The following is a 23,083-nucleotide window of genomic DNA, read 5'->3' as shown; positions in this document are numbered from 1 at the left end:
CAGCCTGCCTCCCTTCGTGGAGGCAGGTACCCTTTTCGAGCTGCCACGCTCGTACCTCAACCCCGTCAATTTGGCGGGGCTTTTTTTTGCCTGTCAGGGCCCTTCGCCGGCAAGCCGGCTCCCACCGGGATTGGTCCAGCCCTTGTGGGAGCCGGCTGGCCGGTGAAAGGGCCGCAAAGCGACGCCCGGTCCTACAGATTCCCCCCTGCCAGCCGACAACCTGTTCACAGCATCTCCCACGGCCGCTTGCCAGCCCCAGGGACATGATGCAACCTTGCCCGATGCGCCGCGCCCAAGGCCGCGCCCCTGTTCAAGCGAGTCTTCGATGAAAAGCCAACCCGATGCCGCCAGCCGTGTGGCGGCCGAGGTCGTCACGCAGCTTCCCGTGCCCTCGCGGCTCGGCATGCTGCGTTTCGAACGGCTGAACGAGGCCAGCTGGGCGATGCTCTACCTCGACCCCGCCTGCGACCGGCAGTTCGGCCTGCCCGCCGCCGAACTCTGCGCCCTGATCGGCTCGCCCTATGCCAGCCTGATGGAGCCCGAGGCGCGCTACAAACTGCACGACGAAATCCAGCTGCAGCTGGCCCAGCGTGGTTACTACCGGGTGCGCTACACCCTGCACGCCAGCCCGATGCCACTGCGCCTGCTGGAAGTCGGCGAAAGCTACAAGCAGCACAACCGCCAGCTGCTGCGCGGCTACCTGACCGTCATGGACGACCAGGCGGACGATACCGCCAACCTCGACGCCGACGATCTTGAATCGCGCAACAGCCGCTTGCAGCTGGCCTTGCAGTTGAACCAGCGCGCGCAACAGGAACAGCTCGGCCATCTGGAACGGGTGCGTGCCCAGCAGGACCTGATCCTGCGCCTGGCGCGCCAGCGCTACAGCATCGGCAACTCGCTGCTCGAAGCCGCCGAACTGATCACCCGCAGCGCCTGCGAGATCTACAAGGTCGACTGCGCCAGCATCTGGTACCTGAACGACCAGCGCCTGGAGCCGATCAGCGCCTGGTATCACCGCGAGCAGCAACACCGCATGCCCGAAGCGATCGATGCCAGCCGCTTCCCCGACTACCTCGAGGCCCTGCACGCCAGCCGCGCCATCGATGCGCACAATGCCAGCCACGACCCACGCACCCGGGTGATGGCCGAATCGCTGTACAGCACCGACGACAACGCCATGCTCGATGCCAGCATCCGCATCGATGGGCAGGTGGTCGGTGTGCTGTGCCTGGAGCAGACCGGCCAGCCTCGGGCCTGGCAGTCGGATGAAATCGCCTTTGCCGGCGAACTGGCCGACCAGTTCGCCCAGGTCATCAACAACCACAACCGGCGCACCGCCGCCAGCGCCCTGCACCTGTTCCAGCGGGCGGTGGAGCAGAGCGCCAGCGCCTTCCTGCTGGTCAACTGCGACGGCGTGGTGGAGTACGTCAACCCAAGCTTCACCGCGATCACCCAGTACAGCACCGAGGAAGTCCAGGGCCATCACCTGGCCGAGTTGCCGGCCCTGGAGAACCTCAGCGAGCTGCTGTTCGAATCGCCGTCGAGCCTGGCCATGGGCAACAGCTGGCAGGGCGAGTTCAAGAGCCGGCGCAAGAACCTCGAACCTTACTGGGGCCAGCTGTCGATCTCCAAGGTGTATGGCGACAATCGCGAGCTCACCCACTACATCGGCATCTACGAAGACGTCACCCAGAGCAAGCTGGCCCAGCAACGCATCGAGCGCCTGGCCTACACCGACAACCTGACCAACCTGGGCAACCGCCCGGCGTTCATCCGCAACCTCGACGAACGCTTCGCCCGCGACGGCAACAGCCCCATCTGCCTGCTGCTGGTGGACATCGACAACTTCAAGCGGATCAACGACAGCCTTGGCCACCAGACGGGCGACAAGCTGCTGATCAGCCTGGCTCGGCGCCTGCGCAACAGCCTGAGCAACGGCGGCAGCCTGGCGCGCTTCGCCAGCAACGAGTTCGCCGTGCTGCTCGACGACACCGCCCTCGAAGACGGCCAGGGCGTCGCCCACCAGTTGCTGCGCACCCTCGACAAGCCGATGTTCGTCGACAACCAGCTGATCAATGTCACGGCCTCCGTGGGCCTGGCCTGCGCGCCGCTGCACGGCAGCGATCCGGCGACGCTGATGAAGAACGCCGGCCTGGCCCTGCACAAGGCCAAGGCCAACGGCAAGCACCAGGTCCAGGTGTTCACCGAGGTGCTCAACGCCGAAGCCAGCTACAAGCTGTTCGTCGAGAACAACCTGCGCCGCGCGCTGACCCAGAACGAACTGGAGGTGTTCTACCAGCCCAAGCTGTGCCTGCGCAGCGGCCGGCTGCTCGGGCTGGAGGCGCTGCTGCGCTGGAACCACCCCGAACGCGGCATGATCCGCCCCGACCAGTTCATCAGCGTGGCCGAGGAAACCGGCCTGATCATCCCCATCGGCAAATGGGTGGTGCGCCAGGCCTGCCGCATGAGCCAGCAGCTGCGCGAAGCCGGCTTCGGCAACCTGCACGTGGCCATCAACCTGTCGCCCAAGCAGTTCTCCGACCCGGAGCTGGTCAGCTCGATCGGCAGCATCCTCAAGGAAGAAGCCCTGCCACCGCACCTGCTGGAGCTGGAGTTGACCGAAGGCCTGCTGCTGGAAGCCACCGAAGACACCCACCGCCAGCTCGACGAGCTCAAGGCCCTGGGCCTGACCCTGGCCATGGACGACTTCGGCACCGGCTATTCGTCGCTGAGCTACCTGAAGAAGTTTCCGATCGATATCATCAAGATCGACCGCAGCTTCATCAACGAGATCCCCGACAACCAGGACGACATGGAAATCACCTCGGCGGTGGTGGCCATGGCCCACAACCTCAAGCTCAAGGTGGTCGCCGAGGGAATCGAGACGCCCGAACAACTGGCGTTCCTGCGTCGGCATCGCTGCGACGTCGGCCAGGGCTACCTGTTCGACCGGCCGATTCCGGGGCGCGAGCTGAACGAGAAACTGCGCCGCTATCCGCGCGGCCCGGTGGACTGACAGCGGCCCAAACCTCGGGCACTATAGGAACCATTCGGGCCTCTTCGCGGGCGAGCCCGCTCCCACGGCAACAGCGCAGACCTCGAAGGCTGTGATTCTCCTGTGGGAGCGGGCTTGCCCGCGAAGGGGCCAGCACCCATCCCACTGCACAGACACAGAGGAACGGCCATGGTCCTGCGTTCGGAAATCCTGGTGAACAAAAACGTCATGCCCACCGCGGAACAGGCCCTGCCTGGCCGCGAAACCCCAATGTCCCTGCCTGAATTCCACTACGTGTTCGAAGGCACCCCGCTGCTTGGCCCGTTCTTCGAAGGCGACATCGATTTCGCCATCTTCGGCCTGGGCTGCTTCTGGGGCGCCGAGCGCCGCTTCTGGCAGCGCGAGGGCGTGGTCAGCACCGTGGTCGGCTATGCCGGCGGCTTTACCCCCAACCCCACCTACGAGGAAGTCTGCTCGGGCCTGACCGGCCACACCGAGGTGGTGCTGGTGGTGTTCGACAAGAACCGGGTCAGCTACCGCGAACTGCTGACGCTGTTCTGGGAGTTGCACAACCCGACCCAGGGCATGCGCCAAGGCAACGACATCGGCACCCAGTACCGCTCGGCGATCTACTGCACCTCGCCGCAACAGCTCGAAGAGGCCGAGGCCAGCCGCGACGCGTTCCAGGCCGAGCTGACCAAGGCCGGCTTCGGCGCGATCACCACCGAGATCGCCCAGGCGCCGACCGTCTATTTCGCCGAGGCCTACCACCAGCAGTACCTGGCCAAGAACCCGGACGGTTACTGCGGCATCGGCGGTACCGGCGTCTGCCTGCCACCCAGCCTGCAAGGCAACTGAGCCATGATCCTGTTCCATTCGCCGCTGTCGCCGTTCGTGCGCAAGGTGATGATCGTGCTGCACGAGACCGGTCAGTTGGACCGGGTGAAGCTGCAGGGCGTGAACATCAGCCCGGTCAACGGCGACGAGCAGCTCAACCGGGACAACCCGATCGGCAAGATTCCGGCCCTGCGCCTGGAAGACGGCAGCGTGCTGCATGACAGCCGGGTGATCTGCGAGTACCTCGACACCCAGCATGTCGGCCTGCCCCTGATCCCCCGCGAAGGCTCGCCACGCTGGCGGCGGCTGACCCTGGCGGCACAGGCCGACGCGATCATGGACGCGGCGGTGGCCACGCGCTACGAGACCTTCCTGCGCCCGGTGGACAAGCAGTGGGATGGCTGGGTGAACGCGCAGGGCGAGAAGATCCGCCGCAGCCTGGCCAACCTCGAGCGCGAGCATCTGGCGGAAATCATCTCCGGGTTCGATATCGCCTCGATCGGCGTGGCTTGTGCGCTGGGTTACCTGGATCTGCGCCAGCCTGAGTTCGACTGGCGCGGGCAGTGTCCGGGGCTGGCGGCGTGGTATGCCGCAGTGAGCCAGCGAGATTCGATGCTGGCTACCGTGCCGATGGTCTGACCGGGACCTATCGCGGGGCGGCTTGCCCCGCGATTGCCTTACTTCGATGCCACAGGAAACAACTGGCCGATCTTCACCGCCAACCACCGCCCGATCTCTCTGTCCTCCCTCATGCCGACCTCCCCACCCGCGACCAGTCCAGCCGCCGGGTCAGCACCATGAACACGCCAAGCAGCCCGAAGCACAGCAGCGAGCCCATCAGCAGCGCATAGTCCTCGGCGCTCAACAGCCCGTAGAGCAGCGCGTACAACGCCGCCAGCCCCGCCGCAAAACCCACTCCACGCCCCAGGCTGCGCAGCACATGGGCAAGATAGAAGCCGATCAGCAGCACACAGGCCGAGGCCGACAGCCCGTACGCCAGGGCAAAACCCAGGTGCTCCGACAGCGACAGCAGCAGCAGGTAGAAGAACGCCAGAGCCACGCCCACCAGGATGTACTGCACCGGGTGCACGCTCAGGTTCTTCAGCACCTCGAACAGGAAGAAGCCGGCAAAGGTCAGGGCAATGAACAGCAGCGCGTACTTAATCGCCCGCTCGCTCTTGAGGTACTGGTCCACCGGATCGATGAAGCTGACACCGAAGGTCGGGCCGGTGAAGTCCGCGCACTGTTGCGTGCTCACGCACTGGCGCAGGGCATCCTCCAGATTGGTGGCGAAGAACGAGGTCTGCCAGTGGGCACTGAAGCCCTTTTCGTCGATGGCGCGGCGGCTGGGCAGGTAGCTGCCGATGAAGCTCGGGTGCGGCCAGTTGGCCCGCATGTCCACCGTGCTGCTGCGACCTACAGGCAGCACATGCAGCTGGCCCGTGCCCTGCAAGGCGAGGTCGAACGCGTAGCCGAACTCGCGGGCGCGCTGGCCGTCCAGCTGCGGCAGAGCGACATGCACGCCACCGCGCAGCCAGTCCAGGCCGGTCCCCGCCTCGAACGGCAGGCGCTGCTCGTCGAAGGTCAGCTCGAGGCCGTTCTCGATACCACGGATGTCGCTGACGCCCACCACCAGGAACGGCTTGTCGAAGCGGTAGTCGTCGTAGTCCTTGTCGATGCCCCAGCGCTCGGGAAGCTTGAAACGCCCGCTGATCCGGCTCTTGGCGTGGAACAGCCGGGCCTGGTAGATGCCGCGCGAGCGCAGTTCGGTATCCACGGCGATATCGGCGTCGAAGGTCTCGGGTAGAAAGTACAGGTTGCCGCTGAGGGTACTGGTCTGCTGGACGCTCTTGCCGTCCTTGTCGATCCAGCGTCGTTCGTACTTGCGGTACGGCACCACCAGCAACGGGCCGCTGAGCTGCTGGTCGAAGCTCGAGCTCTGGGCGATATCGCGCAACACGTCGTCACGCAGGTTCTGCCGCTCGTCGATCAACCCGCCAATCATCAGCAGGGGAATGAGCAGCAGCAGGATCAGCACGACGATCAGGCCGAGCTTGAAACCTAGGGTCTTGTTCATCAGGTAGGGCTCCGTTTGCGATGGCGGCAGTGTCTGCCTGCCATGTGGAGCCGATGGGGAGGGAGTGTGGAGATTGCGTGGAGAATGCCACTTGCCCCGCGTGGACGGGGCAAGTGGCGATCAGGTCAGTTGATGATTTCGACGATATCGACATCCACTTCGCGGCTCATCAGGTGCTTCTCCACCTCACCGGTCAGCTTGACCTTGGTCTTGTCGTTGAACGGCGTTGGCGGCAGGTCTTCATCGTCGATCTCGACGGTGATGGTGCCGGTGTTGTCCTTGAACTCGTACTTGTCGTCGTTGTTGATCTTCTTGGTCACGTAGCCCTGCAGCACCACCGGGGTGTCGTCGGCGGCATCGTTGGCGGCGGCGACGGTGGTCACGGCCTGGGCGCCGGGGCCGGTGTAGCCGGCAGCCAGGGCGGCGGTGCTGAACAGCGGGGCGAGGATCAGGGGCAGGTAGCGGGCTTTCATGGTGATCGGGTCCTGTTTGGGTTTCGATAGGGCCAGATTACCGACGATCGCTGAATTGAAGCTTAATCCAGAAAATCGCGGGGCAAGCCCGCTCCCACCGCACAAGTGGGAGCGGGCTTGCCCCGCGATAGGTCTGACGCTTACTGGTGATACTGCGCCGACAGCTCATGCACGGCGTTGATGAACACGCCGGCGTGCTCTGGATCGACCTCGGGAGTGATGCCGTGCCCCAGGTTGAACACATGGCCACTGCCCTTGCCGTAGCTGGCGAGGATGCGTGCCACTTCCTTGCGGATGGCCTCAGGCCTTGCGTACAGCACGGTCGGGTCCATGTTGCCTTGCAACGCCACCTTGTCACCCACGCGACGGCGGGCGTCGCCGATCTCGCAGGTCCAGTCCAGGCCCAGGGCATCGGCGCCGGCCTCGGCGATGCTTTCCAGCCACAGGCCGCCGTTCTTGGTGAACAGGATGACCGGCACCTTGCGCCCCTCGTGCTCGCGGATCAGCCCGCTGACGATCTTGCGCATATAGGCCAGGGAGAACTCCTGGTAGGCCGCCGCCGACAGGTTGCCGCCCCAGGTGTCGAAGATCTGCACGGCCTGGGCGCCCGCGAGGATCTGGCCGTTGAGGTAGCTGGTGACCGACTGGGCCAGCTTGTCCAGCAACAGGTGCAGGGCCTCGGGGTTGTCATAGGCCATGGCCTTGGTCTTGCGGAAGTCCTTGGACGAGCCGCCTTCGACCATGTAGGTGGCCAGGGTCCACGGGCTGCCGGAGAAGCCTATCAGCGGTACGCGGCCATTGAGCTCGCGGCGGATGGTGCTGACCGCGTCCATCACATAGCCCAGGTCCTTCTGCGGATCGGGGATCGGCAGTGCCTCGATGTCGGCCAGGGTGCTGACGACCTTCTTGAAACGCGGGCCTTCGCCGGTCTCGAAATACAGGCCCTGGCCCATGGCGTCGGGGATGGTAAGGATGTCCGAGAAGAGAATCGCCGCGTCCAGCGGGTAACGGTCCAGCGGCTGGAGCGTCACCTCGCAGGCGAACTGCGGGTTCATGCACAGGCTCATGAAGTCGCCGGCCTTGGTACGGCTGGCGCGGTACTCCGGCAGGTAACGGCCAGCCTGGCGCATCATCCAGACCGGGGTGACGTCTACGGGTTGCTTGAGCAGTGCACGCAGGAAACGATCGTTCTTCAGGGCAGTCATGTCGGCATCCGGAAAAAAAGTGCGGGCATTTTCTCAGACACGGGCACAAAAGGCACGGCCATGGCCATTCGTTTTGTCTATCGGCTGCCATGGATCAAGCATTTTTGTATACAAAAATATGTAACCTGACAGGACCTGGGCCCGCTTTGCGGCCCTTTCGCGACACAAGGCCGCTCCTACAGAGATAAACTTAAATATTTCTTTATGGAATAAACAAATGAAAAAATATGATTTATGGGTATATGTGACGAGCTGTTAATGTCACTTCCATCCAGCGGGGCCAACCCCTCGCGGCCCTGTAATCGAATCGAAGGAAGCGCTTTCAATGCTGGTTGTTTCTGTCGGTGGCAGCCCCAGTCTTCGTTCACGCTCCGGCGTGCTGCTAGAACGCTCGCGCGACTGGCTGCAGGAGCGCGGCGTCGAGGTGGTGAGCTTCCAGGTGCGGGAATTTCCCGCCGAGGACCTGCTTCACGCGCGCTTCGACAGCCCGCAGGTGCGTCACTTCAACGAACTGGTGGCCCAGGCCGACGGCCTGGTGGTCGCCACCCCGGTGTACAAGGCATCGTTCGCCGGCGCCCTGAAGACCTTGCTCGACCTGCTGCCTGAACGCGCCCTGGAGCACAAGATCGTGCTGCCGATCGCCACCGGCGGCAGCATCGCCCACATGCTGGCCGTGGACTACGCGCTCAAGCCGGTGCTGTCGGCCCTCAAGGCGCAGGAGACCCTGCAAGGGATCTTCGCCGACGATGGCCAGATCGCCTACGGCGAAGGCGGCAAGCCCGCGCAATTGGCGCCGGCGCTGGAGCAGCGCCTGCAGGATTCGCTGGAAACGTTCCACGGCGCCCTGGCGCGACGGCCCCGACCGGTCGCCCCGGGCCTGCTCAACGACCGCCTGCTCAGTGCCCGCTGGAGCATCTGAGCCAGACCGCTACCGCTTCATCGCTGTTCCCACCTTACTCGCCCGCCAACGAGGCAAGCAGGTGCAACCCGAACCCAACTCGCACAGGAGAGCGCCATGCGCACCGTCTTCTTGCGTCGTGGTCTGGTCGCCCTGTTCGCGGCGGCTGTGTCCTTCGGCGCCATCAGCCAGGCCCAAGCAGAAAGCTTGCGCATCGGTTACCAGAAATACGGCACCCTAGTGCTGCTCAAGGCCAAGGGCACGCTGGAGAAGCGCCTGGCCGAGCAGGGAATCCAGGTGCAATGGACCGAGTTCCCAGGCGGTCCGCAACTGCTCGAAGGGCTCAATGTCGGCTCCATCGACTTTGGCGTGACCGGTGAAACGCCGCCGGTGTTCGCCCAGGCCGCGGGCGCCGACCTGCTGTACGTCGCCTACGAGCCGCCTGCGCCGCACAGCGAGGCGATCCTCGTGCCGAAGGGTTCGCCGATTCAGTCGGTCAAGGAGCTGAAAGGCAAGAAGGTCGCCTTCAACAAGGGCTCCAACGTGCATTACCTGCTGGTCCGCGCCCTCCAGGACGCCGGCCTCACTTATGCCGATATCCAGCCGGTCTACCTGCCCCCCTCCGATGCCCGCGCCGCTTTCGAGCGTGGCAGCGTCGATGCCTGGGTGATCTGGGATCCCTACCAGGCCGCCGCCGAACAACAGCTGCAGGCCCGCACCCTGCGTGACGGCAAGGGCCTGGTCGACAACCACCAGTTCTACCTCGCCACCCGCAACTACGCGACCCAGCACCCGGCAGTGATCACCACCCTGGTCGAGGAAGTGCGCGCTGTTGGCGAGTGGTCCCAGGCCAACCCGCAGCAGGTCACCGAGCAGGTCGCCCCGCTGCTCGGCCTGCCCGCCGACATCACCCTGACCTCGGTGAAACGCCAGGGCTACGGTGCCGCGCCGCTGACGCCCGAAGTGGTCGCCGCGCAGCAGAAGATCGCCGACACCTTCCAGGCCCTGAAGCTGATTCCCAAACCCTTGAGCATCAAGGACGTGATCTGGACACCCCCGGCCAAGGTCGCCAGCGCGCCTTGAACGATTCGCCCGTGCCGGGGCGTCGCTCCGGCTTGAGCCACCCTTGAGGAGACAACTCCAATGAGCCTGAACATCTTCTGGTTCCTCCCTACCCACGGTGACGGCAAGTACCTGGGCACCACCGAGGGCGCCCGCGCCGTCGACCACGGCTACCTGGCGCAGATCGCCCAGGCCGCCGACCGCCTTGGTTTCGGCGGCGTGCTGATTCCCACCGGACGTTCCTGCGAGGATTCCTGGCTGGTGGCTGCCTCGCTGATCCCGGTGACCGAGCGTCTGAAGTTCCTGGTGGCGCTGCGCCCGGGGATCATCTCGCCGACCGTCGCCGCGCGCCAGGCCGCCACCCTGGATCGTCTGTCCAACGGCCGGGCACTGTTCAACCTGGTGACCGGCGGTGATCCGGACGAACTGGCCGGCGATGGCCTGCACCTGAACCACCAGGAGCGCTACGAAGCCTCGGTGGAGTTCACCCGCATCTGGCGCAAGGTGCTCGAAGGCGAAGTGGTCGATTACGACGGCAAGCACATCCAGGTGAAGGGCGCCAAGCTGCTCTACCCGCCGATCCAGCAGCCACGTCCGCCACTGTATTTCGGCGGCTCGTCCGACGCCGCCCAGGACCTGGCCGCCGAGCAGGTCGAGCTGTACCTGACCTGGGGCGAGCCGCCGGCCGCCGTGGCCGAGAAGATCGCCCAGGTGCGCGAGAAAGCCGCCGCCCAGGGACGAGAAGTGCGCTTCGGCATCCGCCTGCACGTGATCGTGCGGGAAACCAATGAAGAGGCCTGGGCCGCCGCCGACAAGCTGATCTCGCACCTGGACGACGAGACCATCGCCCGTGCCCAGGCGTCGCTGGCGCGTTTCGACTCGGTAGGTCAGCAGCGCATGGCCGCCCTGCACGGCGGCAAGCGCGACAAGCTGGAAGTCGCCCCCAACCTGTGGGCCGGCGTCGGCCTGGTGCGCGGCGGTGCCGGCACCGCGCTGGTGGGCGATGGCCCGACGGTCGCGGCACGGGTCAAGGAATACGCGGACCTGGGCATCGACACCTTCATCTTTTCCGGCTATCCACACCTGGAAGAGTCGTACCGGGTCGCCGAGCTGCTGTTCCCGCACCTGGACGTGCAACGCCCGGACCAGCCGAAGAGCGGCGGCTACGTGAGCCCGTTCGGCGAAATGGTCGCCAACGACATCCTGCCCAAGTCCGTGTCGCAGAGCTGAGGGCTGGAGCATGAGTCGTGCATCCTCGACCACCTGGCCGCAGCGCCTGGCGCCCTGGGCCCTGCCGCTGCTGCTGCTGGCGGTTTGGCAGCTGGCGGTCAGCACCGGCTGGCTGTCGACCCGCATCCTGCCGGCACCGAGCGCGGTGTTGAGTGCCGGCGTCGAGCTGGTACGCAGCGGCGAGATCTGGACCCACCTGGCCATCAGTGGCTGGCGCGCCGGCCTGGGCTTTCTCATCGGTGGCAGCCTCGGCCTGCTGCTGGGCTTCATCACCGGTCTGTCGAGCTGGGGCGAGCGCCTGCTCGACAGTTCGGTGCAGATGATTCGCAACGTGCCGCACCTGGCGCTGATCCCGCTGGTGATCCTGTGGTTCGGCATCGACGAGTCGGCGAAGGTCTTCCTGGTGGCGCTGGGGACGCTGTTCCCCATTTACCTCAACACCTACCACGGCATCCGCAACGTCGACCCGGCCCTGGTGGAGATGGCGCGCAGTTACGGCCTGTCGGGCTTCGCCCTGTTCCGTCAGGTGATCCTGCCGGGGGCGCTGCCGTCGATCCTGGTCGGTGTGCGCTTCGCCCTGGGCTTCATGTGGCTGACGCTGATCGTCGCCGAGACCATTTCGGCCAACTCCGGCATCGGCTACCTGGCGATGAATGCCCGTGAGTTCCTGCAGACCGACGTGGTGGTACTGGCCATCGTCCTGTACGCGGTGCTCGGCAAGCTTGCCGACCTGGCCGCCCGTGGCCTGGAGCGTGTATGGCTGCGCTGGCACCCGGCGTACCAGGTGGCGAAGAAGGAGGGTGTGTGATGACCGTGCTCAAGGAACAGCCGCCGCGCCTGCTGCGTGGCATCCCGCTCGCCGCCAACGACCTGCGCCGTACCTTCGGCCAGCGCGAGGTGCTGCGCGGTATCGACCTGCATATCCCGGCCGGCCAGTTCGTCGCCATCGTCGGCCGTAGCGGCTGCGGCAAGAGCACCTTGCTGCGCCTGCTGGCCGGGCTCGACCAGCCCAGCGCCGGTGAGCTGCTGGCAGGCGCCGCGCCGCTGGCCGAAGCCCGCGACGATACCCGTCTGATGTTCCAGGATGCGCGCTTGCTGCCCTGGAAGAAGGTGATCGACAACGTCGGCCTGGGCTTGTCCGGCAACTGGCGCCCGCGCGCCCTGCAAGCCCTGGAGGCGGTCGGCCTGGCCGAGCGCGCCAACGAATGGCCGGCGGCGCTGTCCGGCGGCCAGAAGCAGCGGGTGGCCCTGGCCCGGGCGTTGATCCACCAGCCGCGCCTGCTGCTGCTGGATGAACCGCTAGGTGCGCTGGATGCCCTGACCCGCATCGAGATGCAGCAACTGATCGAGCGCCTGTGGCGCCAGCACGGTTTCACCGTGCTGCTGGTCACCCACGACGTCAGCGAAGCCGTCGCCGTGGCCGACCGGGTGATCCTGATCGAAGACGGCGCCGTCGGCCTGGACCTGGTGGTCGACCTGCCAAGGCCCAGGGTGCGTGGTTCGCACCGCCTGGCGGCGCTGGAAAGCGAAGTGCTCGACCGTGTCCTCTGCGTTCCGGGCATCCCGCCCGAGCCGGAGCCTGTAGCCCCTTTGCCCACGCACTTGCGTTGGGCCCACTGAACCCCCGAAGCCCGAAAAAGGAAATCACGCCATGACCATCAAAGCCATCAACGTTCGCAACCAGTTCAAAGGCACCGTGAAGGAAATCCTCGAAGGCCCGGTGCTGTCGGAAATCGACGTGCAGACCGCCTCCGGCATCGTCACTTCGGTGATCACCACCCGTTCCGTGAAGGAGCTGGAGTTGCAGGTGGGCAGCGAAGTGATCGCTTTCGTGAAATCGACCGAGGTGTCCATCGCCAAGTTGTGATGGTATCGGGGGGCGCTTTGCGCCCCAATCGCGACACAAGGCCGCTCCCACAGGAGAACGCGACTTCTGTGGGAGCGGCCTTGTGTCGCGATTGGGCCGCGCAGCGGCCCCAAGGATCTCAAACCGAACGCTTGGCCAGATAAGGCGGCAGATACAGTCCCAGATACGCCTCGAACACCCGCATCCCCTCTTCAGCCATGCGCGGGGTGATCTGCTCGTGCAGCTGCATCGAGCGGGCATACACCCGGTCGCTCAGTTCCATCGCCAGGGCGAACACATCCACATCCTTCGGCATCGCCGGTAGTTGGAAATGCCGGTCGAACAGCCTGTGCATCAGCTCGCCCAGCTCCAGGTCGTGCTGACGATCGGCCTGCACCACTTCACTCAGCCCATGCTGGGCCAGGATCAGCTGGCGCGCCGCGGCGTCCTCGTTGTAGATGTCGAGCATGCGTTGCTCGATCAGCCGCGACAGGCCGTGCCAGGTGCTGAACGCCGCGCTGTCGATCGGCGCGCTCAAGGCCTCGCGAAAGGCCCGGTGCACGTCGGCGGTCAAGGCTTCGAGCAGTGCCGGGACGCTGGCGAAGAAGTGATACACGGACGACGGCGGAATCTGCGCCCGTTCCGCGACGCTGTAGATCGACAGCGCCGCCACGCCCTGGCCGGCCAGCAGCTCGCGTGCCGCGGCCAGGATCGCCTCGATCCTGGCCTGGCTGCTGGCGCGTGGCTTGCGTGGCGTGGCGGCGCGGCTCATCAGTTGCTGATCGCCAGGATGCTGGCCTGATAGGCGCCGACGAACAGGTCGAAGTCACCGACTTCCTGCTGCTCCAGGCGCGACTGCTCGGCCAGGGACTCGCGGGCGAGCGTCTCGAAGGCCTGCTGGCGCTCGGCGGGCAACGGCTGCTCGCGGAAGTTCTCGGCGTGCAGGCGGCTCTGGCGCAAGGAGAACTGGACGAAGGTCTCGTCGTGTTCGGTCATGCGTGCCAGCACCTGGGCCGACGGGGTCAGCTCAGGATCGTCGACCTTGGCCTGCTGCGCTTCCAGTGCCTTGGCGTGCTCGTTGCCACCCTGGGCGCGGTCAAGCAGCCCGGCCAGTTGTCCAATGCACTCGATCAGCTCGGTGGCCCACGTCTTCAGTGCGACCGGCTGGCCGTTGCGGCTCAGTTCCAGCCCCGGACGACGGCCCTCCTTGACCACGGTGAGGAAGTTGTCGGTGCACTGGCCGCACTCGCCGTTGTCCAGTTGCGGGCTTTCTTCCAGCGCGCAGAACAGCAGGAAGGCGTCGAGGAAGCGCGCTTCGGTCAGGTCGATCCCCACCGGCAGGAACGGGTTGATGTCCAGGCAGCGTACTTCCACGTACTGCACGCCACGGGCGGTCAGGGCCTGGATCGGCCGCTCACCGGTATAGGTGACGCGCTTGGGACGGATGTTCGAGTAGTACTCGTTCTCGATCTGCAGGATGTTGGTGTTCAGCTGCACCCACTCGCCATCCTTGTGCGTGCCGATCTCGACATAGGGCGGGTAGGGTGTGCCCACCGCCTTGCGCAGGCTGTCGGTGTAGCTGGCCAGGTTGTTGTAGCAGGGCGTGAGGCCTGCCTGGGCGTTGCTCTGGTAACCCAGGTCGCTCATGCGCAGGCTGGTGGCGTAGGGCAGGTAGAGCGTGTCGGCGTCGAGTTCTTCGAGCTGGTGCGGGCGGCCGCGCAGGAAGCCTTTGTCCAGGACCGGCGAGGCGCCGAACAGGTACATCAGCAGCCAGCTGTAGCGGCGGAAGTTGCGGATCAGCGCGATATAGGCCGAGGACTGGTAGTCGCGGTCGTTCTCCTCGCCGCCTTCGGCTTCACGCAGCAGCGGCCACAGCGCCTCGGGCAGGGAGAAGTTGTAGTGAATACCGGCGATGCACTGCATGGTGTGGCCGTAGCGCAGGGCCAGGCCCTTGCGGTAGACGTGCTTGAGCTTGCCGATGTTCGAGGTGCCGTACTCGGCGATCGGGATGTCCTCCTCGGCCGGCAGCGCGCAGGGCATCGACGGGCTCCACAGGTATTCGTCGCCGAGCTTGGTGTAGACGAAGCGGTGGATCTGCTCGAGGTTCTCGAGCACCTTGGCCGGATCGGCCAGTGCCGGGGTGATGAACTCCAGCAGCGACTCGGAATAGTCGGTGGTGATCTGTTCGTTGGTCAGCGCCGAGCCCAGGGCCTCCGGGTGCGGGGTCTGGGCCAGGCGACCTTGGTCGGTCACGCGCAGGCATTCGCGCTCAATACCGTGCAGGCACTGCTCGAGCAGAGGGAGATTGGCGCCGAGCAGGCTCAGGCGGCGGTTGAGGAGGTCGCTCAAGATGGATTCCTTCACGCGTCAGTCGCCCCAATATGGGGGTGGAGATAACGGTCTACAAGGGTAGTTGGGAAAGGAACTGGCGTGGTCGCCTGGTTTTGGCCCGCTTCGCGCCCCATCGCCGGCAAGCCGGCCCCCACGGAGTGTGCATTCCCTGTGGGAGCCGGCTTGCCGGCGATGGGGCGCGAAGCGGCCCTGAGTGCTGTCGAAAATACCGCAGATGTAGCTACGTCAGCTAGAGAACCGCGAAGGTTCCCTGCGCCTTGGCCACCCGCTTGTCGTCCTGGAGCACGTCAGCGTCGACCACCAGCGTGCGTCGTCCTGCATGCAATACCCGGGCGACACACAGCACTTCGCCTTCGCTGACCGCACGCATGTAGTTGATCTTGCATTCGATGGTCACGCTCTGCTGGTCGAAGCCATGGCTGGCCGAGCAGGCCAGGCCCATGGCGATGTCCACCAGGCTGAAGATCGCCCCGCCGTGCAGCTTGTGGCCACGGTTGCGCAGGTGCGGCTCGAGCGCCAGGGCCACCTCGGCAACGCCTGTGTCCAGGCGTTGCAGGCGGCAGCCCAGGAGCTGGCTGAAGGCGCTTTCGACGTATTCCTGCGCGATGTCCATCACTTCTTCTTCAGCTGCTTGGCGTTGGCGAACAGCGCGGCCATGGCGTTGTTCGTCGGTGCGGCGCTGGTGGTCTCACGCTGGCGTGGTGCCTGCTGCTGGCGGTTGCCGCCATTGCCACGATTGCCGCCACGGTTGCCCTCGACCTTCTCGCCCGGGGTGTCGCTCATGCGCATGGACAGGCCGACACGCTTGCGCGGGATGTCCACCTCCATGACCTTGACCTTGACCACGTCGCCGGCCTTGACCGCTTCACGCGGGTCCTTGACGAACTTCTCCGACAGCGCCGAGATGTGTACCAGGCCGTCCTGGTGCACGCCGATGTCGACGAAGGCACCGAAGTTGGTGACGTTGGTCACCACGCCTTCGAGGATCATGCCCGGCTCCAGGTCCTTGAGGTCCTCGACGCCGTCCTGGAAGGTGGCGGTCTTGAACTCGGGGCGTGGGTCGCGGCCCGGTTTGTCCAGCTCTTGCAGGATGTCGGTGACGGTCGGCAGGCCGAAGGTCTCGTCGGTGAACTTCTTCGGGTCGAGGCGCTTGAGGAAGCCGCTGTCGCCGATCAGCGAGCGGATGTCGCGGTCGGTGTCGGCGGCGATGCGCTGCACCAGGGGGTAGGCTTCCGGGTGCACCGCCGAGGCGTCCAGCGGGTTAGCGCCGTTCATCACGCGCAGGAAGCCGGCCGCCTGCTCGAAGGTCTTCTCGCCCAGGCGGCTGACTTTTTTCAGCGACGCGCGGGTGGCGAACGGACCGTTGGCGTCGCGGTGGGCGACGATGTTCTGCGCCAGGGTGGCGTTGAGGCCGGAGATACGCGTCAGCAGCGCCACCGAGGCAGTGTTGACGTCCACGCCCACGGCGTTCACGCAGTCCTCGACCACGGCGTCCAGGCCACGGGCCAGCTTCACCTGCGACACGTCGTGCTGGTACTGGCCGACGCCGATGGATTTCGGGTCGATCTTCACCAGCTCGGCCAGCGGGTCCTGCAGGCGACGGGCGATGGACACGGCGCCACGGATCGACACGTCCAGGTCGGGGAACTCGCGGGCGGCCAGTTCCGAGGCCGAGTACACCGAGGCACCGGCCTCGGAGACCATGATCTTGGTGATCTTCAGCGCGGGATACTTCTTGACCAGCTCGGCCACCAGCTTGTCGCTCTCGCGGCTGGCGGTGCCGTTGCCGATGGCGATCAGCTCCACCGAGTGCTTGGCGCACAGCGCGGCCATGATGGAAATGGTGCGGTCCCAGTCGTTCTTCGGCGCGTGCGGGTAGACCGTGGTGTGGTCGAGCAGCTTGCCGGTGGCATCGACCACGGCGATCTTGCAGCCGGTGCGCAGGCCCGGGTCGAAGCCCAGGGTGGCGCGCGGGCCGGCCGGGGCGGCAAGCAGCAGGTCGTGCAGGTTGTGGGCGAAGACGTTGATCGCCTCGCCCTCGGCGTTGTCGCGCAGCTCGCCGAACAGGTCGGTCTCCAGGTGGGTGTACAGCTTGACCTTCCAGGTCCAGCGCACCACTTCGCCCAGCCACTTGTCGGCCGGGCGGTTGCGGTTTTCGATGCCGACATGGTTGCCGATCATCAGTTCGCACGGGTGCAGGGTGCCCGGCAGTTCTTCGCCGACTTTCAGCGAGGCGCTCAGCACGCCTTCGTTGCGCCCGCGGAAGATCGCCAGGGCGCGGTGGGACGGCGCGGTGCGCAGCAGTTCATCATGGGCGAAGTAGTCGCGGAACTTGGCGCCTTCCTCTTCTTTGCCGGCAACCACGCGGGCGGTCAGCACGGCTTCCTGCTTGAGGAAGTTGCGCAGCTTGTCGAGCAGGGCGGCGTCTTCGGCGAAGCGCTCCATGAGGATGTACTTGGCGCCTTCCAGGGCGGCCTTGACGTCGGCCACGCCTTTTTCGGCGTCGACGAAGCGCGCGGCTTCGGTCTCCGGGGTCAGCTGCGGGTCGTCGAACAGGCCGTCGGCCAGCTCGCCGAGGCCGGCTTCCAGGGCGATCTGGCCCTTGGTGCGGCGTTTCTGCTTGTACGGCAGGTAGAGGTCTTCGAGGCGGGTCTTGGTGTCGGCCAGCTTGATCTCGCGGGCCAGTTCCGGGGTCAGCTTGCCCTGTTCCTCGATGCTGGACAGGATGCTGGCGCGGCGCTCGTCGAGTTCGCGCAGGTAGCGCAGGCGCTCTTCCAGGTGGCGCAGTTGGGTGTCATCCAGGCTGCCGGTCACTTCCTTGCGGTAACGGGCGATGAAGGGCACGGTCGATCCTTCGTCCAACAGGCCCACGGCCGCTTCGACCTGCTGTGGGCGCACGCCCAGTTCCTCGGCGATACGGCTGTTGATGCTGTCCATGAAAACCACCTGACAAATAGTGAATGCAAGGCCGCGGGAGGGCGTTCAGGCCCGGCGACGCAGGGTGAAAGCCGCGCATTATACCCATCGCGCCGGGCTTGCGGTGATGGCGCCGCGCCAGCCGACGACCGCGCCGAACTGGCGTCGAGGGAAAAATCTGCTAACAATGCACACGGCACGCGTGGCAATGGCTACGCCATAATGCGCGGCGATATCAGAGGAGTAATTCATGACCAGCAACGCAAACGCCGCAGAAGGCGACAAGATTCTCATCGTCGACGACGACCCGGGCCTGAGCAGCCTGCTGGACCGGTTCTTCACCAGCAAGGGTTACCGCGTACGTACCGTACCCAATGTCGAACAGATGGACCGCCTGCTGGCCCGTGAAGTGTTCAACCTGGTGGTGCTCGACCTGATGCTGCCCGGCGAGGACGGCCTGTCCGCCTGCAAACGGTTGCGCGCGTCGAACAACCAGATCCCGATCATCATGCTCACCGCCAAGGGCGACGAGCTCAGCCGTATCAAGGGCCTCGAACTGGGCGCCGACGACTACTTGGCCAAGCCGTTCAACCCCGACGAGCTGGTGGCCCGGGTCAAGGCCGTGCTGCGTCGCCAGGCCCCGAGCGTGCCGGGAGCGCCGGGCAGCGAGGAAGAAACCGTCACCTTCGGCGACTACGCACTGTCGCTGGCCACCCGCGAGCTCAAGCGTGGCGAGGAGACGCACATGCTGACCACCGGCGAGTTCGCCGTGCTCAAGGCACTGGTCATGCATGCCCGCGAGCCGCTGACCCGCGACAAGCTGATGAATCTGGCCCGTGGCCGCGAGTGGGACGCCCTGGAGCGCTCCATCGACGTGCAGATCTCGCGCCTGCGCCGGATGATCGAACCCGACCCGTCCAAGCCTCGCTACATCCAGACCGTCTGGGGTGTGGGCTACGTCTTCGTGCCGGATGGAAACGCCGGCAAATGAGCCTGCCGGCTCGTCAGGTTGCAGCAGGGCGACTCATGCGAGTCGCCCTGTTTTCGTCTATGGCGCCCGGCCTTTTCTGCACAGTAGTTGATCGATGAAAACGCCTCTCTGGTTCCCGCAAAGCTTCTTCGCCCGCACCCTCTGGCTGGTGCTGATCGTCGTGCTGTTCTCCAAGGCACTGACACTCGTGTACCTGCTGATGAACGAGGACGTGCTGGTCGATCGCCAGTACAGCCACGGCGTGGCCCTGACGCTGCGCGCGTACTGGGCGGCGGACGAAGAGAACCGCGACAGTATCGCCGAGGCCGCGGGGTTGATTCGTGTCACCGGATCCGGCGTGCCGGAAGGCGAACAGCACTGGCCCTACAGCGAGATCTATCAACGGCAGATGCAGGCCGAGCTGGGCGATGACACCGAAGTGCGCCTGCGCATCCATGCGCCGCCGGCCCTGTGGGTCAACGCGCCGAGCCTGGGCCCGGGCTGGCTCAAGGTGCCGCTGTACCCACATCCGTTGCGCGGGCAGAAGATCTGGAACGTGCTGGGCTGGTTCCTCGCCATCGGCCTGCTGTCCACGGCATCGGCCTGGATCTTCGTGCGCCAGCTCAACCAGCCGCTCAAGCGCCTGGTGTTCGCCGCCCGTCAGTTGGGCCAGGGGCGCAGCGTGCGCCTGCCGATCAGCGACACGCCCAGCGAGATGACCGAGGTGTACCGGGCGTTCAACCAGATGGCCGAGGATGTCGAGCAGGCCGGGCGTGAGCGCGAGCTGATGCTGGCCGGGGTCTCCCATGACCTGCGCACGCCGCTGACCCGGCTGCGCCTGTCGCTGTCCTTGATGGGCAACGACAGTGACCTCAGCGATGACATGGTCCGTGATATCGAGGACATGGATGCGATTCTCGACCAGTTCCTGGCGTTCATTCGCGACGGACGCGACGAGCCGGTGGAGGAAGTCGACCTCAACGACTTGATCTACGAAGTGGTGGCGCCCTACAACCAGCACAAGGAGCAGGTGCGCCTGTGCCTGGAGCCGATCCCGCCGTTCCCGCTGCGGCGGGTGTCGCTCAAGCGCATGCTGGGCAACCTGATCGGCAATGCCCTGCATCATGCCGGCAAGGGGGTCGAGGTGGCGGCGTATGTGTCAGGTGACCAGAGCGCGCCCTACGTGGTGCTCAGCGTGCTGGACCGTGGCACCGGGATCGACGAGTCGGAGCTGGAGACCATCTTCAACCCGTTCATTCGCGGTGATCGGGCGCGAGGCGGCAAGGGCACTGGGCTGGGGCTGGCGATCGTCAAGCGGATCGCCGCGCAGCATGGCGGGAATGTGGAGTTGCGCAATCGGTCCGGCGGCGGGATCGAGGCGCGGGTGAGGCTGCCGCTGGGCTTGTTGTTGCCGCGTAACGCCGTCTAGACGCATCGCGGGGCAAGTCGGGTCGCCGCACCGACCCGACTTGCCCCGCGATTGATTTCAACCTTTACCCTTGGTCCGCGTCTGGTTCGGCCCGCTGTTCTTCTCCAGGTGCTCGATGATCATCCCGGCGACATCCTTGCCGGTGGTCACTTCGATGCCTTCCAGCCCTGGCGACGAGTTCACCTCCATCACCAGCGGCCCATGGTTGGAACGCAGGATATCCACGCCCGCCACGCTCAAGCCCATCACCTTGGCCGCACGGATGGCGGTCATGCGTTCTTCCGGGGTGATCTTGATCAGGCTCGCCACTCCGCCACGATGCAGGTTGGAGCGAAACTCGCCGGGCTTGGCCTGACGCTTCATCGAGGCGATCACCTTGTCGCCCACCACGAAGCAGCGGATATCGGCGCCACCGGCCTCCTTGATGTACTCCTGGACCATGATGTTCTGCTTCAGGCCCATGAACGCTTCGATCACCGACTCGGCGGCCTTGGTGGTCTCGCACAGCACCACGCCGATACCCTGGGTGCCTTCGAGCACCTTGATCACCAGTGGCGCGCCGTTGACCATCTGGATCAGGTCGGGAATGTCGTCCGGCGAGTGGGCGAAGCCGGTGACCGGCAGCCCGATGCCACGGCGTGACAGCAGCTGCAGCGAGCGCAGCTTGTCACGCGAGCGGGCGATGGCCACCGACTCGTTGAGCGGATAGACACCCATCATCTCGAACTGGCGCAGCACTGCGCAGCCGTAGAAGGTGACCGACGCACCGATGCGCGGAATCACCGCGTCGAAGCCCTCCAGCGGTTTGCCGCGGTAGTGGATCTGCGGCTTGTGGCTGGCGATGTTCATGTAGGCCCGGAGTGTGTCGATCACCACCACTTCGTGGCCCCGTTGGGTGCCGGCCTCGACCAGGCGGCGGGTGGAATACAGACGCGGATTGCGCGACAGCACAGCGATCTTCATGCAGCACCTGTGACAGGGGAAAGGGTGGCCACAAAGGCCGGTTTGTCCTGGACGTACTTCAGGCCGGGGTTCACCACCAACTGGCCGTGGATCAGCGCCTTCGAGCCGAGCAGCAAGCGATAGCGCATGTTCTTGCGGCAGGCCAGGGTGAACTCGACTTCCCAGACCCGGTCGCCGAGCGCCAGGGGAGTGCGGATCACGTAGCGGGTCTGGGCGTGGCCATTGGAGCTTTTGATGGTCTTCATCGTCACCAGCGGCGCTTCGCAGCGGCGGTGGCGCAACTGCACCACCGAGCCCAGGTGCGCGGTGAAACGCACCCACGGCTGGCCATCGCGCTCGAAGGGTTCGACCTCGGTGGCATGCAGGCTGGAGGTACTGGCGCCGGTGTCGATCTTGGCGCGCAGGCCGGCGACACCGAGGCCGGGCAGGGCGACCCACTCGCGCAGGCCGATCACAGTCAGATGGTCAAATGTCTTCACAAAGCGTGCCCTGCGGATGAGGTGGTGAACTGTAATGACGGCACGGACTTTTTGCATCCGTCAGTCACGGTAGTACAGTTCCGTGAAAGACAGAGTTCGAGGAAAAACCATGGCACAAAAGCCTGAAGACGACGACAAGGTCCGCCTGGACAAATGGCTGTGGGCGGCGCGCTTCTACAAGACCCGGGCATTGGCCAAGGCCGCCATCGAAAGTGGCAAGGTGCACTGCCGGGGCGAGCGCTGCAAGCCGGGCAAGGAGCCGCGAGTGGGTGACGAATTCGTGCTGCGCACCGGCTTCGACGAGCGCACGGTGGTGGTCAAGGCGTTGTCGGTGGTGCGGCGCGGGGCACCCGAAGCGCAGACGCTTTACGAGGAGACGGCCGAGAGCGTGAAGCGCCGCGAGCAGGCAGCCGAGATGCGCAAGGCCGGAGCACTGGGCATGACCACCGATGGGCGACCGAACAAGAAGCAGCGGCGACAGATCCACCAGCTGCATGGCAGCTTCGAGTGACAGGAGCCGCAAAGCGGCTCCTGTGTCCGGTCAGGCGGCGCGGATCACGCTCATTCGCCCGACCAGCGGCAGCTTGCCGAGCAGACCGAACAGCGGCGCCGTCCAGCGCACCAGTGCCGCACTGGTCCTGGCCACCAGCGGCGTGTGGCAGCTCCAGCCGAGCGCCAGCACGGCCATCAGCAGGCCTCCGATGTAGTCGTCCTGGCCCCAGTGGGCGCCGGCCACCAGGCGCGGCATCATGAACAGCAGCGCCAGCGCCCAGATCACCAGATGCTGGATCAGGCGGCGGCTGAACAGGCTCATGAACAGCGCCCAGATCAGCAGCACCGAGGCATGATCGCCGGGGAAACTCTGGCTGGAGCGGTCCTTGAGTTCCCACTTCGATTCCAGGTTCGGGTAGTAGTCGCTCAGGTGCACGGCGTTGTCGAACACCATCGACGGGCTGTTGTGCTGCCAGCCCATTGCGCTGACCCACTTGGAAAACAGTGCGCGAATCACCACTAAGAGGAGTAGGGTGACCAGGAAGCCGAAAAACGCCTGGCGCACCTGGATGGCCTTGAATACCCAATCGCCGCGGATCAGCAGCGACAACATGATCAGACCGACCAGGATGTCGAAGGGGCGCAGGCTGCCGACCGTCCAGATCGATCGCCAGACCAGGTTGTCGGCCAGCGGGGCGTTGAGGCTGTGGAACAGCCATTCGTCGAAAGTCAGGCACAGGATCTGGCCAACGGGCCACAACCAGAAACACAGTAGTGCGATGGGCAGCAGGGTGCAGGCTGCCAAGGGTCCCCAGGACCACCTTGCTTGGAACAGTGGTCGATTCTCCATAAAATA

22 protein-coding genes are annotated in these 23,083 nt (G+C 65.4%); 12 read left to right on the top strand and 10 right to left on the bottom strand.

What is annotated here, in order from left to right:
- Window positions 1–325 precede the first annotated feature (325 nt).
- The 3 genes from N7422_RS06135 to N7422_RS06125 all read left to right on the top strand — a co-directional run bounded on the left by N7422_RS06135 (window position 326) and on the right by N7422_RS06125 (window position 4,474).
- On the top strand, window positions 326–3,019 hold the full coding sequence (locus N7422_RS06135) for a GGDEF and EAL domain-containing protein (protein ID WP_279805662.1): 2,694 nt from the start codon (window positions 326–328) through the stop codon (window positions 3,017–3,019).
- Window positions 3,020–3,187: 168 nt separating this feature from the next.
- Window positions 3,188–3,856, top strand: a complete 669-nt coding sequence (gene msrA, locus N7422_RS06130; protein WP_279805661.1) for a peptide-methionine (S)-S-oxide reductase MsrA — start codon at window positions 3,188–3,190, stop codon at window positions 3,854–3,856.
- A gap of 3 nt (window positions 3,857–3,859) precedes the next feature.
- The gene (locus tag N7422_RS06125) at window positions 3,860–4,474 is read left to right on the top strand and encodes a glutathione S-transferase (RefSeq protein WP_279805660.1); all 615 of its coding nucleotides are present in this window, start codon (window positions 3,860–3,862) and stop codon (window positions 4,472–4,474) included.
- Window positions 4,475–4,583: 109 nt separating this feature from the next.
- On the opposite strand, the gene creD is transcribed toward N7422_RS06125, so the two are convergent.
- From creD to hemE, 3 genes are all read right to left on the bottom strand, one after another.
- Entirely contained in the window at window positions 4,584–5,912 is a 1,329-nt protein-coding gene (gene creD, locus N7422_RS06120; protein WP_279805659.1) for a cell envelope integrity protein CreD, read from the bottom strand.
- 125 nt (window positions 5,913–6,037) lie between these two features.
- Entirely contained in the window at window positions 6,038–6,385 is a 348-nt protein-coding gene (locus tag N7422_RS06115; RefSeq protein WP_279805658.1) for a NirD/YgiW/YdeI family stress tolerance protein, read from the bottom strand.
- 140 nt (window positions 6,386–6,525) lie between these two features.
- Window positions 6,526–7,590, bottom strand: coding sequence for a uroporphyrinogen decarboxylase (gene hemE, locus N7422_RS06110; protein WP_279805657.1), 1,065 nt, complete (start codon window positions 7,588–7,590; stop codon window positions 6,526–6,528).
- 325 nt (window positions 7,591–7,915) lie between these two features.
- On the opposite strand from hemE, the gene ssuE reads away from it, so the two are divergent.
- From ssuE to N7422_RS06080, 6 genes are all read left to right on the top strand, one after another.
- Complete coding sequence (gene ssuE, locus N7422_RS06105; RefSeq protein ID WP_279805656.1) at window positions 7,916–8,509, top strand: NADPH-dependent FMN reductase; 594 nt, start codon at window positions 7,916–7,918, stop codon at window positions 8,507–8,509.
- A 96-nt stretch (window positions 8,510–8,605) separates the two neighbouring features.
- The gene (locus N7422_RS06100) at window positions 8,606–9,571 is read left to right on the top strand and encodes a sulfonate ABC transporter substrate-binding protein (RefSeq protein WP_279805655.1); all 966 of its coding nucleotides are present in this window, start codon (window positions 8,606–8,608) and stop codon (window positions 9,569–9,571) included.
- A 60-nt stretch (window positions 9,572–9,631) separates the two neighbouring features.
- Complete coding sequence (gene ssuD, locus N7422_RS06095; RefSeq protein WP_279805654.1) at window positions 9,632–10,780, top strand: FMNH2-dependent alkanesulfonate monooxygenase; 1,149 nt, start codon at window positions 9,632–9,634, stop codon at window positions 10,778–10,780.
- 10 nt (window positions 10,781–10,790) lie between these two features.
- Window positions 10,791–11,588: an aliphatic sulfonate ABC transporter permease SsuC gene (gene ssuC / locus N7422_RS06090; RefSeq protein ID WP_279805653.1), complete on the top strand. Its 798-nt coding sequence runs from the start codon at window positions 10,791–10,793 to the stop codon at window positions 11,586–11,588.
- On the top strand, window positions 11,588–12,400 hold the full coding sequence (ssuB, locus tag N7422_RS06085; protein WP_279805652.1) for an aliphatic sulfonates ABC transporter ATP-binding protein: 813 nt from the start codon (window positions 11,588–11,590) through the stop codon (window positions 12,398–12,400). The genes ssuC and ssuB overlap by 1 nt, the downstream gene beginning before the upstream one ends.
- 31 nt (window positions 12,401–12,431) lie before the next feature.
- Entirely contained in the window at window positions 12,432–12,647 is a 216-nt protein-coding gene (locus N7422_RS06080; protein WP_008095172.1) for a molybdopterin-binding protein, read from the top strand.
- Between the two features lie 118 nt (window positions 12,648–12,765).
- On the opposite strand, the gene N7422_RS06075 is transcribed toward N7422_RS06080, so the two are convergent.
- The 4 genes from N7422_RS06075 to N7422_RS06060 all read right to left on the bottom strand — a co-directional run bounded on the left by N7422_RS06075 (window position 12,766) and on the right by N7422_RS06060 (window position 17,915).
- Window positions 12,766–13,398, bottom strand: a complete 633-nt coding sequence (locus N7422_RS06075; protein ID WP_279805651.1) for a TetR/AcrR family transcriptional regulator — start codon at window positions 13,396–13,398, stop codon at window positions 12,766–12,768.
- Window positions 13,398–14,975 (bottom strand): glutamate--cysteine ligase, encoded by a 1,578-nt coding sequence (gshA, locus tag N7422_RS06070; RefSeq protein ID WP_279805650.1) that lies wholly within the window; start codon window positions 14,973–14,975, stop codon window positions 13,398–13,400. The genes N7422_RS06075 and gshA overlap by 1 nt, the downstream gene beginning before the upstream one ends.
- Before the next feature lie 232 nt (window positions 14,976–15,207).
- A complete protein-coding gene (locus N7422_RS06065; RefSeq protein WP_279805649.1) occupies window positions 15,208–15,591 on the bottom strand; it encodes a PaaI family thioesterase in 384 nt (127 codons plus the stop codon).
- Window positions 15,591–17,915, bottom strand: a complete 2,325-nt coding sequence (locus N7422_RS06060; protein WP_279805648.1) for a Tex family protein — start codon at window positions 17,913–17,915, stop codon at window positions 15,591–15,593. Before N7422_RS06060 ends, N7422_RS06065 begins: the two co-directional genes overlap by 1 nt.
- 229 nt (window positions 17,916–18,144) lie before the next feature.
- Here N7422_RS06060 and ompR point away from each other — a divergent pair, with 229 nt between their 5' ends.
- A complete protein-coding gene (gene ompR / locus N7422_RS06055) occupies window positions 18,145–18,885 on the top strand; it encodes a two-component system response regulator OmpR (protein WP_279805647.1) in 741 nt (246 codons plus the stop codon).
- 94 nt (window positions 18,886–18,979) lie between these two features.
- Window positions 18,980–20,293, top strand: a complete 1,314-nt coding sequence (locus N7422_RS06050) for an ATP-binding protein (RefSeq protein ID WP_279805646.1) — start codon at window positions 18,980–18,982, stop codon at window positions 20,291–20,293.
- Between the two features lie 57 nt (window positions 20,294–20,350).
- Here the strand turns inward: N7422_RS06050 and rimK are convergent, their stop codons facing one another.
- Together rimK and N7422_RS06040 are read right to left on the bottom strand one after the other, a co-directional pair.
- Complete coding sequence (rimK, locus tag N7422_RS06045; RefSeq protein WP_046857513.1) at window positions 20,351–21,256, bottom strand: 30S ribosomal protein S6--L-glutamate ligase; 906 nt, start codon at window positions 21,254–21,256, stop codon at window positions 20,351–20,353.
- A complete protein-coding gene (locus tag N7422_RS06040; RefSeq protein WP_279805645.1) occupies window positions 21,253–21,735 on the bottom strand; it encodes an ATP-dependent zinc protease in 483 nt (160 codons plus the stop codon). Before N7422_RS06040 ends, rimK begins: the two co-directional genes overlap by 4 nt.
- Before the next feature lie 109 nt (window positions 21,736–21,844).
- Between N7422_RS06040 and N7422_RS06035 the strand changes: the two genes are divergently transcribed.
- Window positions 21,845–22,246 (top strand): S4 domain-containing protein, encoded by a 402-nt coding sequence (locus tag N7422_RS06035; protein ID WP_279805644.1) that lies wholly within the window; start codon window positions 21,845–21,847, stop codon window positions 22,244–22,246.
- 30 nt (window positions 22,247–22,276) lie between these two features.
- Here the strand turns inward: N7422_RS06035 and N7422_RS06030 are convergent, their stop codons facing one another.
- Entirely contained in the window at window positions 22,277–23,077 is an 801-nt protein-coding gene (locus N7422_RS06030) for a phosphatase PAP2 family protein (protein ID WP_279805643.1), read from the bottom strand.
- Window positions 23,078–23,083: the final 6 nt, after the last annotated feature.

It is taken from the genome of Pseudomonas sp. GD04091 (assembly GCF_029836165.1).
Lineage (GTDB): Bacteria > Pseudomonadota > Gammaproteobacteria > Pseudomonadales > Pseudomonadaceae > Aquipseudomonas.
Note: the sequence above shows the minus strand (reverse complement) of the source record. Positions and strands in the feature narration are given on the sequence as shown.

Excerpts from the sequence above, each read along its gene's own strand:
- N7422_RS06135 (WP_279805662.1), top strand. The coding sequence starts at position 326 with ATGAAAAGCCAACCCGATGCCGCCAGCCGTGTGGCGGCCGAGGTCGTC.
- msrA (WP_279805661.1), top strand. The coding sequence starts at position 3,188 with ATGGTCCTGCGTTCGGAAATCCTGGTGAACAAAAACGTCATGCCCACC.
- N7422_RS06125 (WP_279805660.1), top strand. The coding sequence starts at position 3,860 with ATGATCCTGTTCCATTCGCCGCTGTCGCCGTTCGTGCGCAAGGTGATG.
- creD (WP_279805659.1), bottom strand. The coding sequence starts at position 5,912 with ATGAACAAGACCCTAGGTTTCAAGCTCGGCCTGATCGTCGTGCTGATC.
- N7422_RS06115 (WP_279805658.1), bottom strand. The coding sequence starts at position 6,385 with ATGAAAGCCCGCTACCTGCCCCTGATCCTCGCCCCGCTGTTCAGCACC.
- hemE (WP_279805657.1), bottom strand. The coding sequence starts at position 7,590 with ATGACTGCCCTGAAGAACGATCGTTTCCTGCGTGCACTGCTCAAGCAA.
- ssuE (WP_279805656.1), top strand. The coding sequence starts at position 7,916 with ATGCTGGTTGTTTCTGTCGGTGGCAGCCCCAGTCTTCGTTCACGCTCC.
- N7422_RS06100 (WP_279805655.1), top strand. The coding sequence starts at position 8,606 with ATGCGCACCGTCTTCTTGCGTCGTGGTCTGGTCGCCCTGTTCGCGGCG.
- ssuD (WP_279805654.1), top strand. The coding sequence starts at position 9,632 with ATGAGCCTGAACATCTTCTGGTTCCTCCCTACCCACGGTGACGGCAAG.
- ssuC (WP_279805653.1), top strand. The coding sequence starts at position 10,791 with ATGAGTCGTGCATCCTCGACCACCTGGCCGCAGCGCCTGGCGCCCTGG.
- ssuB (WP_279805652.1), top strand. The coding sequence starts at position 11,588 with ATGACCGTGCTCAAGGAACAGCCGCCGCGCCTGCTGCGTGGCATCCCG.
- N7422_RS06080 (WP_008095172.1), top strand. The coding sequence starts at position 12,432 with ATGACCATCAAAGCCATCAACGTTCGCAACCAGTTCAAAGGCACCGTG.
- N7422_RS06075 (WP_279805651.1), bottom strand. The coding sequence starts at position 13,398 with ATGAGCCGCGCCGCCACGCCACGCAAGCCACGCGCCAGCAGCCAGGCC.
- N7422_RS06065 (WP_279805649.1), bottom strand. The coding sequence starts at position 15,591 with ATGGACATCGCGCAGGAATACGTCGAAAGCGCCTTCAGCCAGCTCCTG.
- N7422_RS06060 (WP_279805648.1), bottom strand. The coding sequence starts at position 17,915 with ATGGACAGCATCAACAGCCGTATCGCCGAGGAACTGGGCGTGCGCCCA.
- ompR (WP_279805647.1), top strand. The coding sequence starts at position 18,145 with ATGACCAGCAACGCAAACGCCGCAGAAGGCGACAAGATTCTCATCGTC.
- N7422_RS06050 (WP_279805646.1), top strand. The coding sequence starts at position 18,980 with ATGAAAACGCCTCTCTGGTTCCCGCAAAGCTTCTTCGCCCGCACCCTC.
- rimK (WP_046857513.1), bottom strand. The coding sequence starts at position 21,256 with ATGAAGATCGCTGTGCTGTCGCGCAATCCGCGTCTGTATTCCACCCGC.
- N7422_RS06035 (WP_279805644.1), top strand. The coding sequence starts at position 21,845 with ATGGCACAAAAGCCTGAAGACGACGACAAGGTCCGCCTGGACAAATGG.
- N7422_RS06030 (WP_279805643.1), bottom strand. The coding sequence starts at position 23,077 with ATGGAGAATCGACCACTGTTCCAAGCAAGGTGGTCCTGGGGACCCTTG.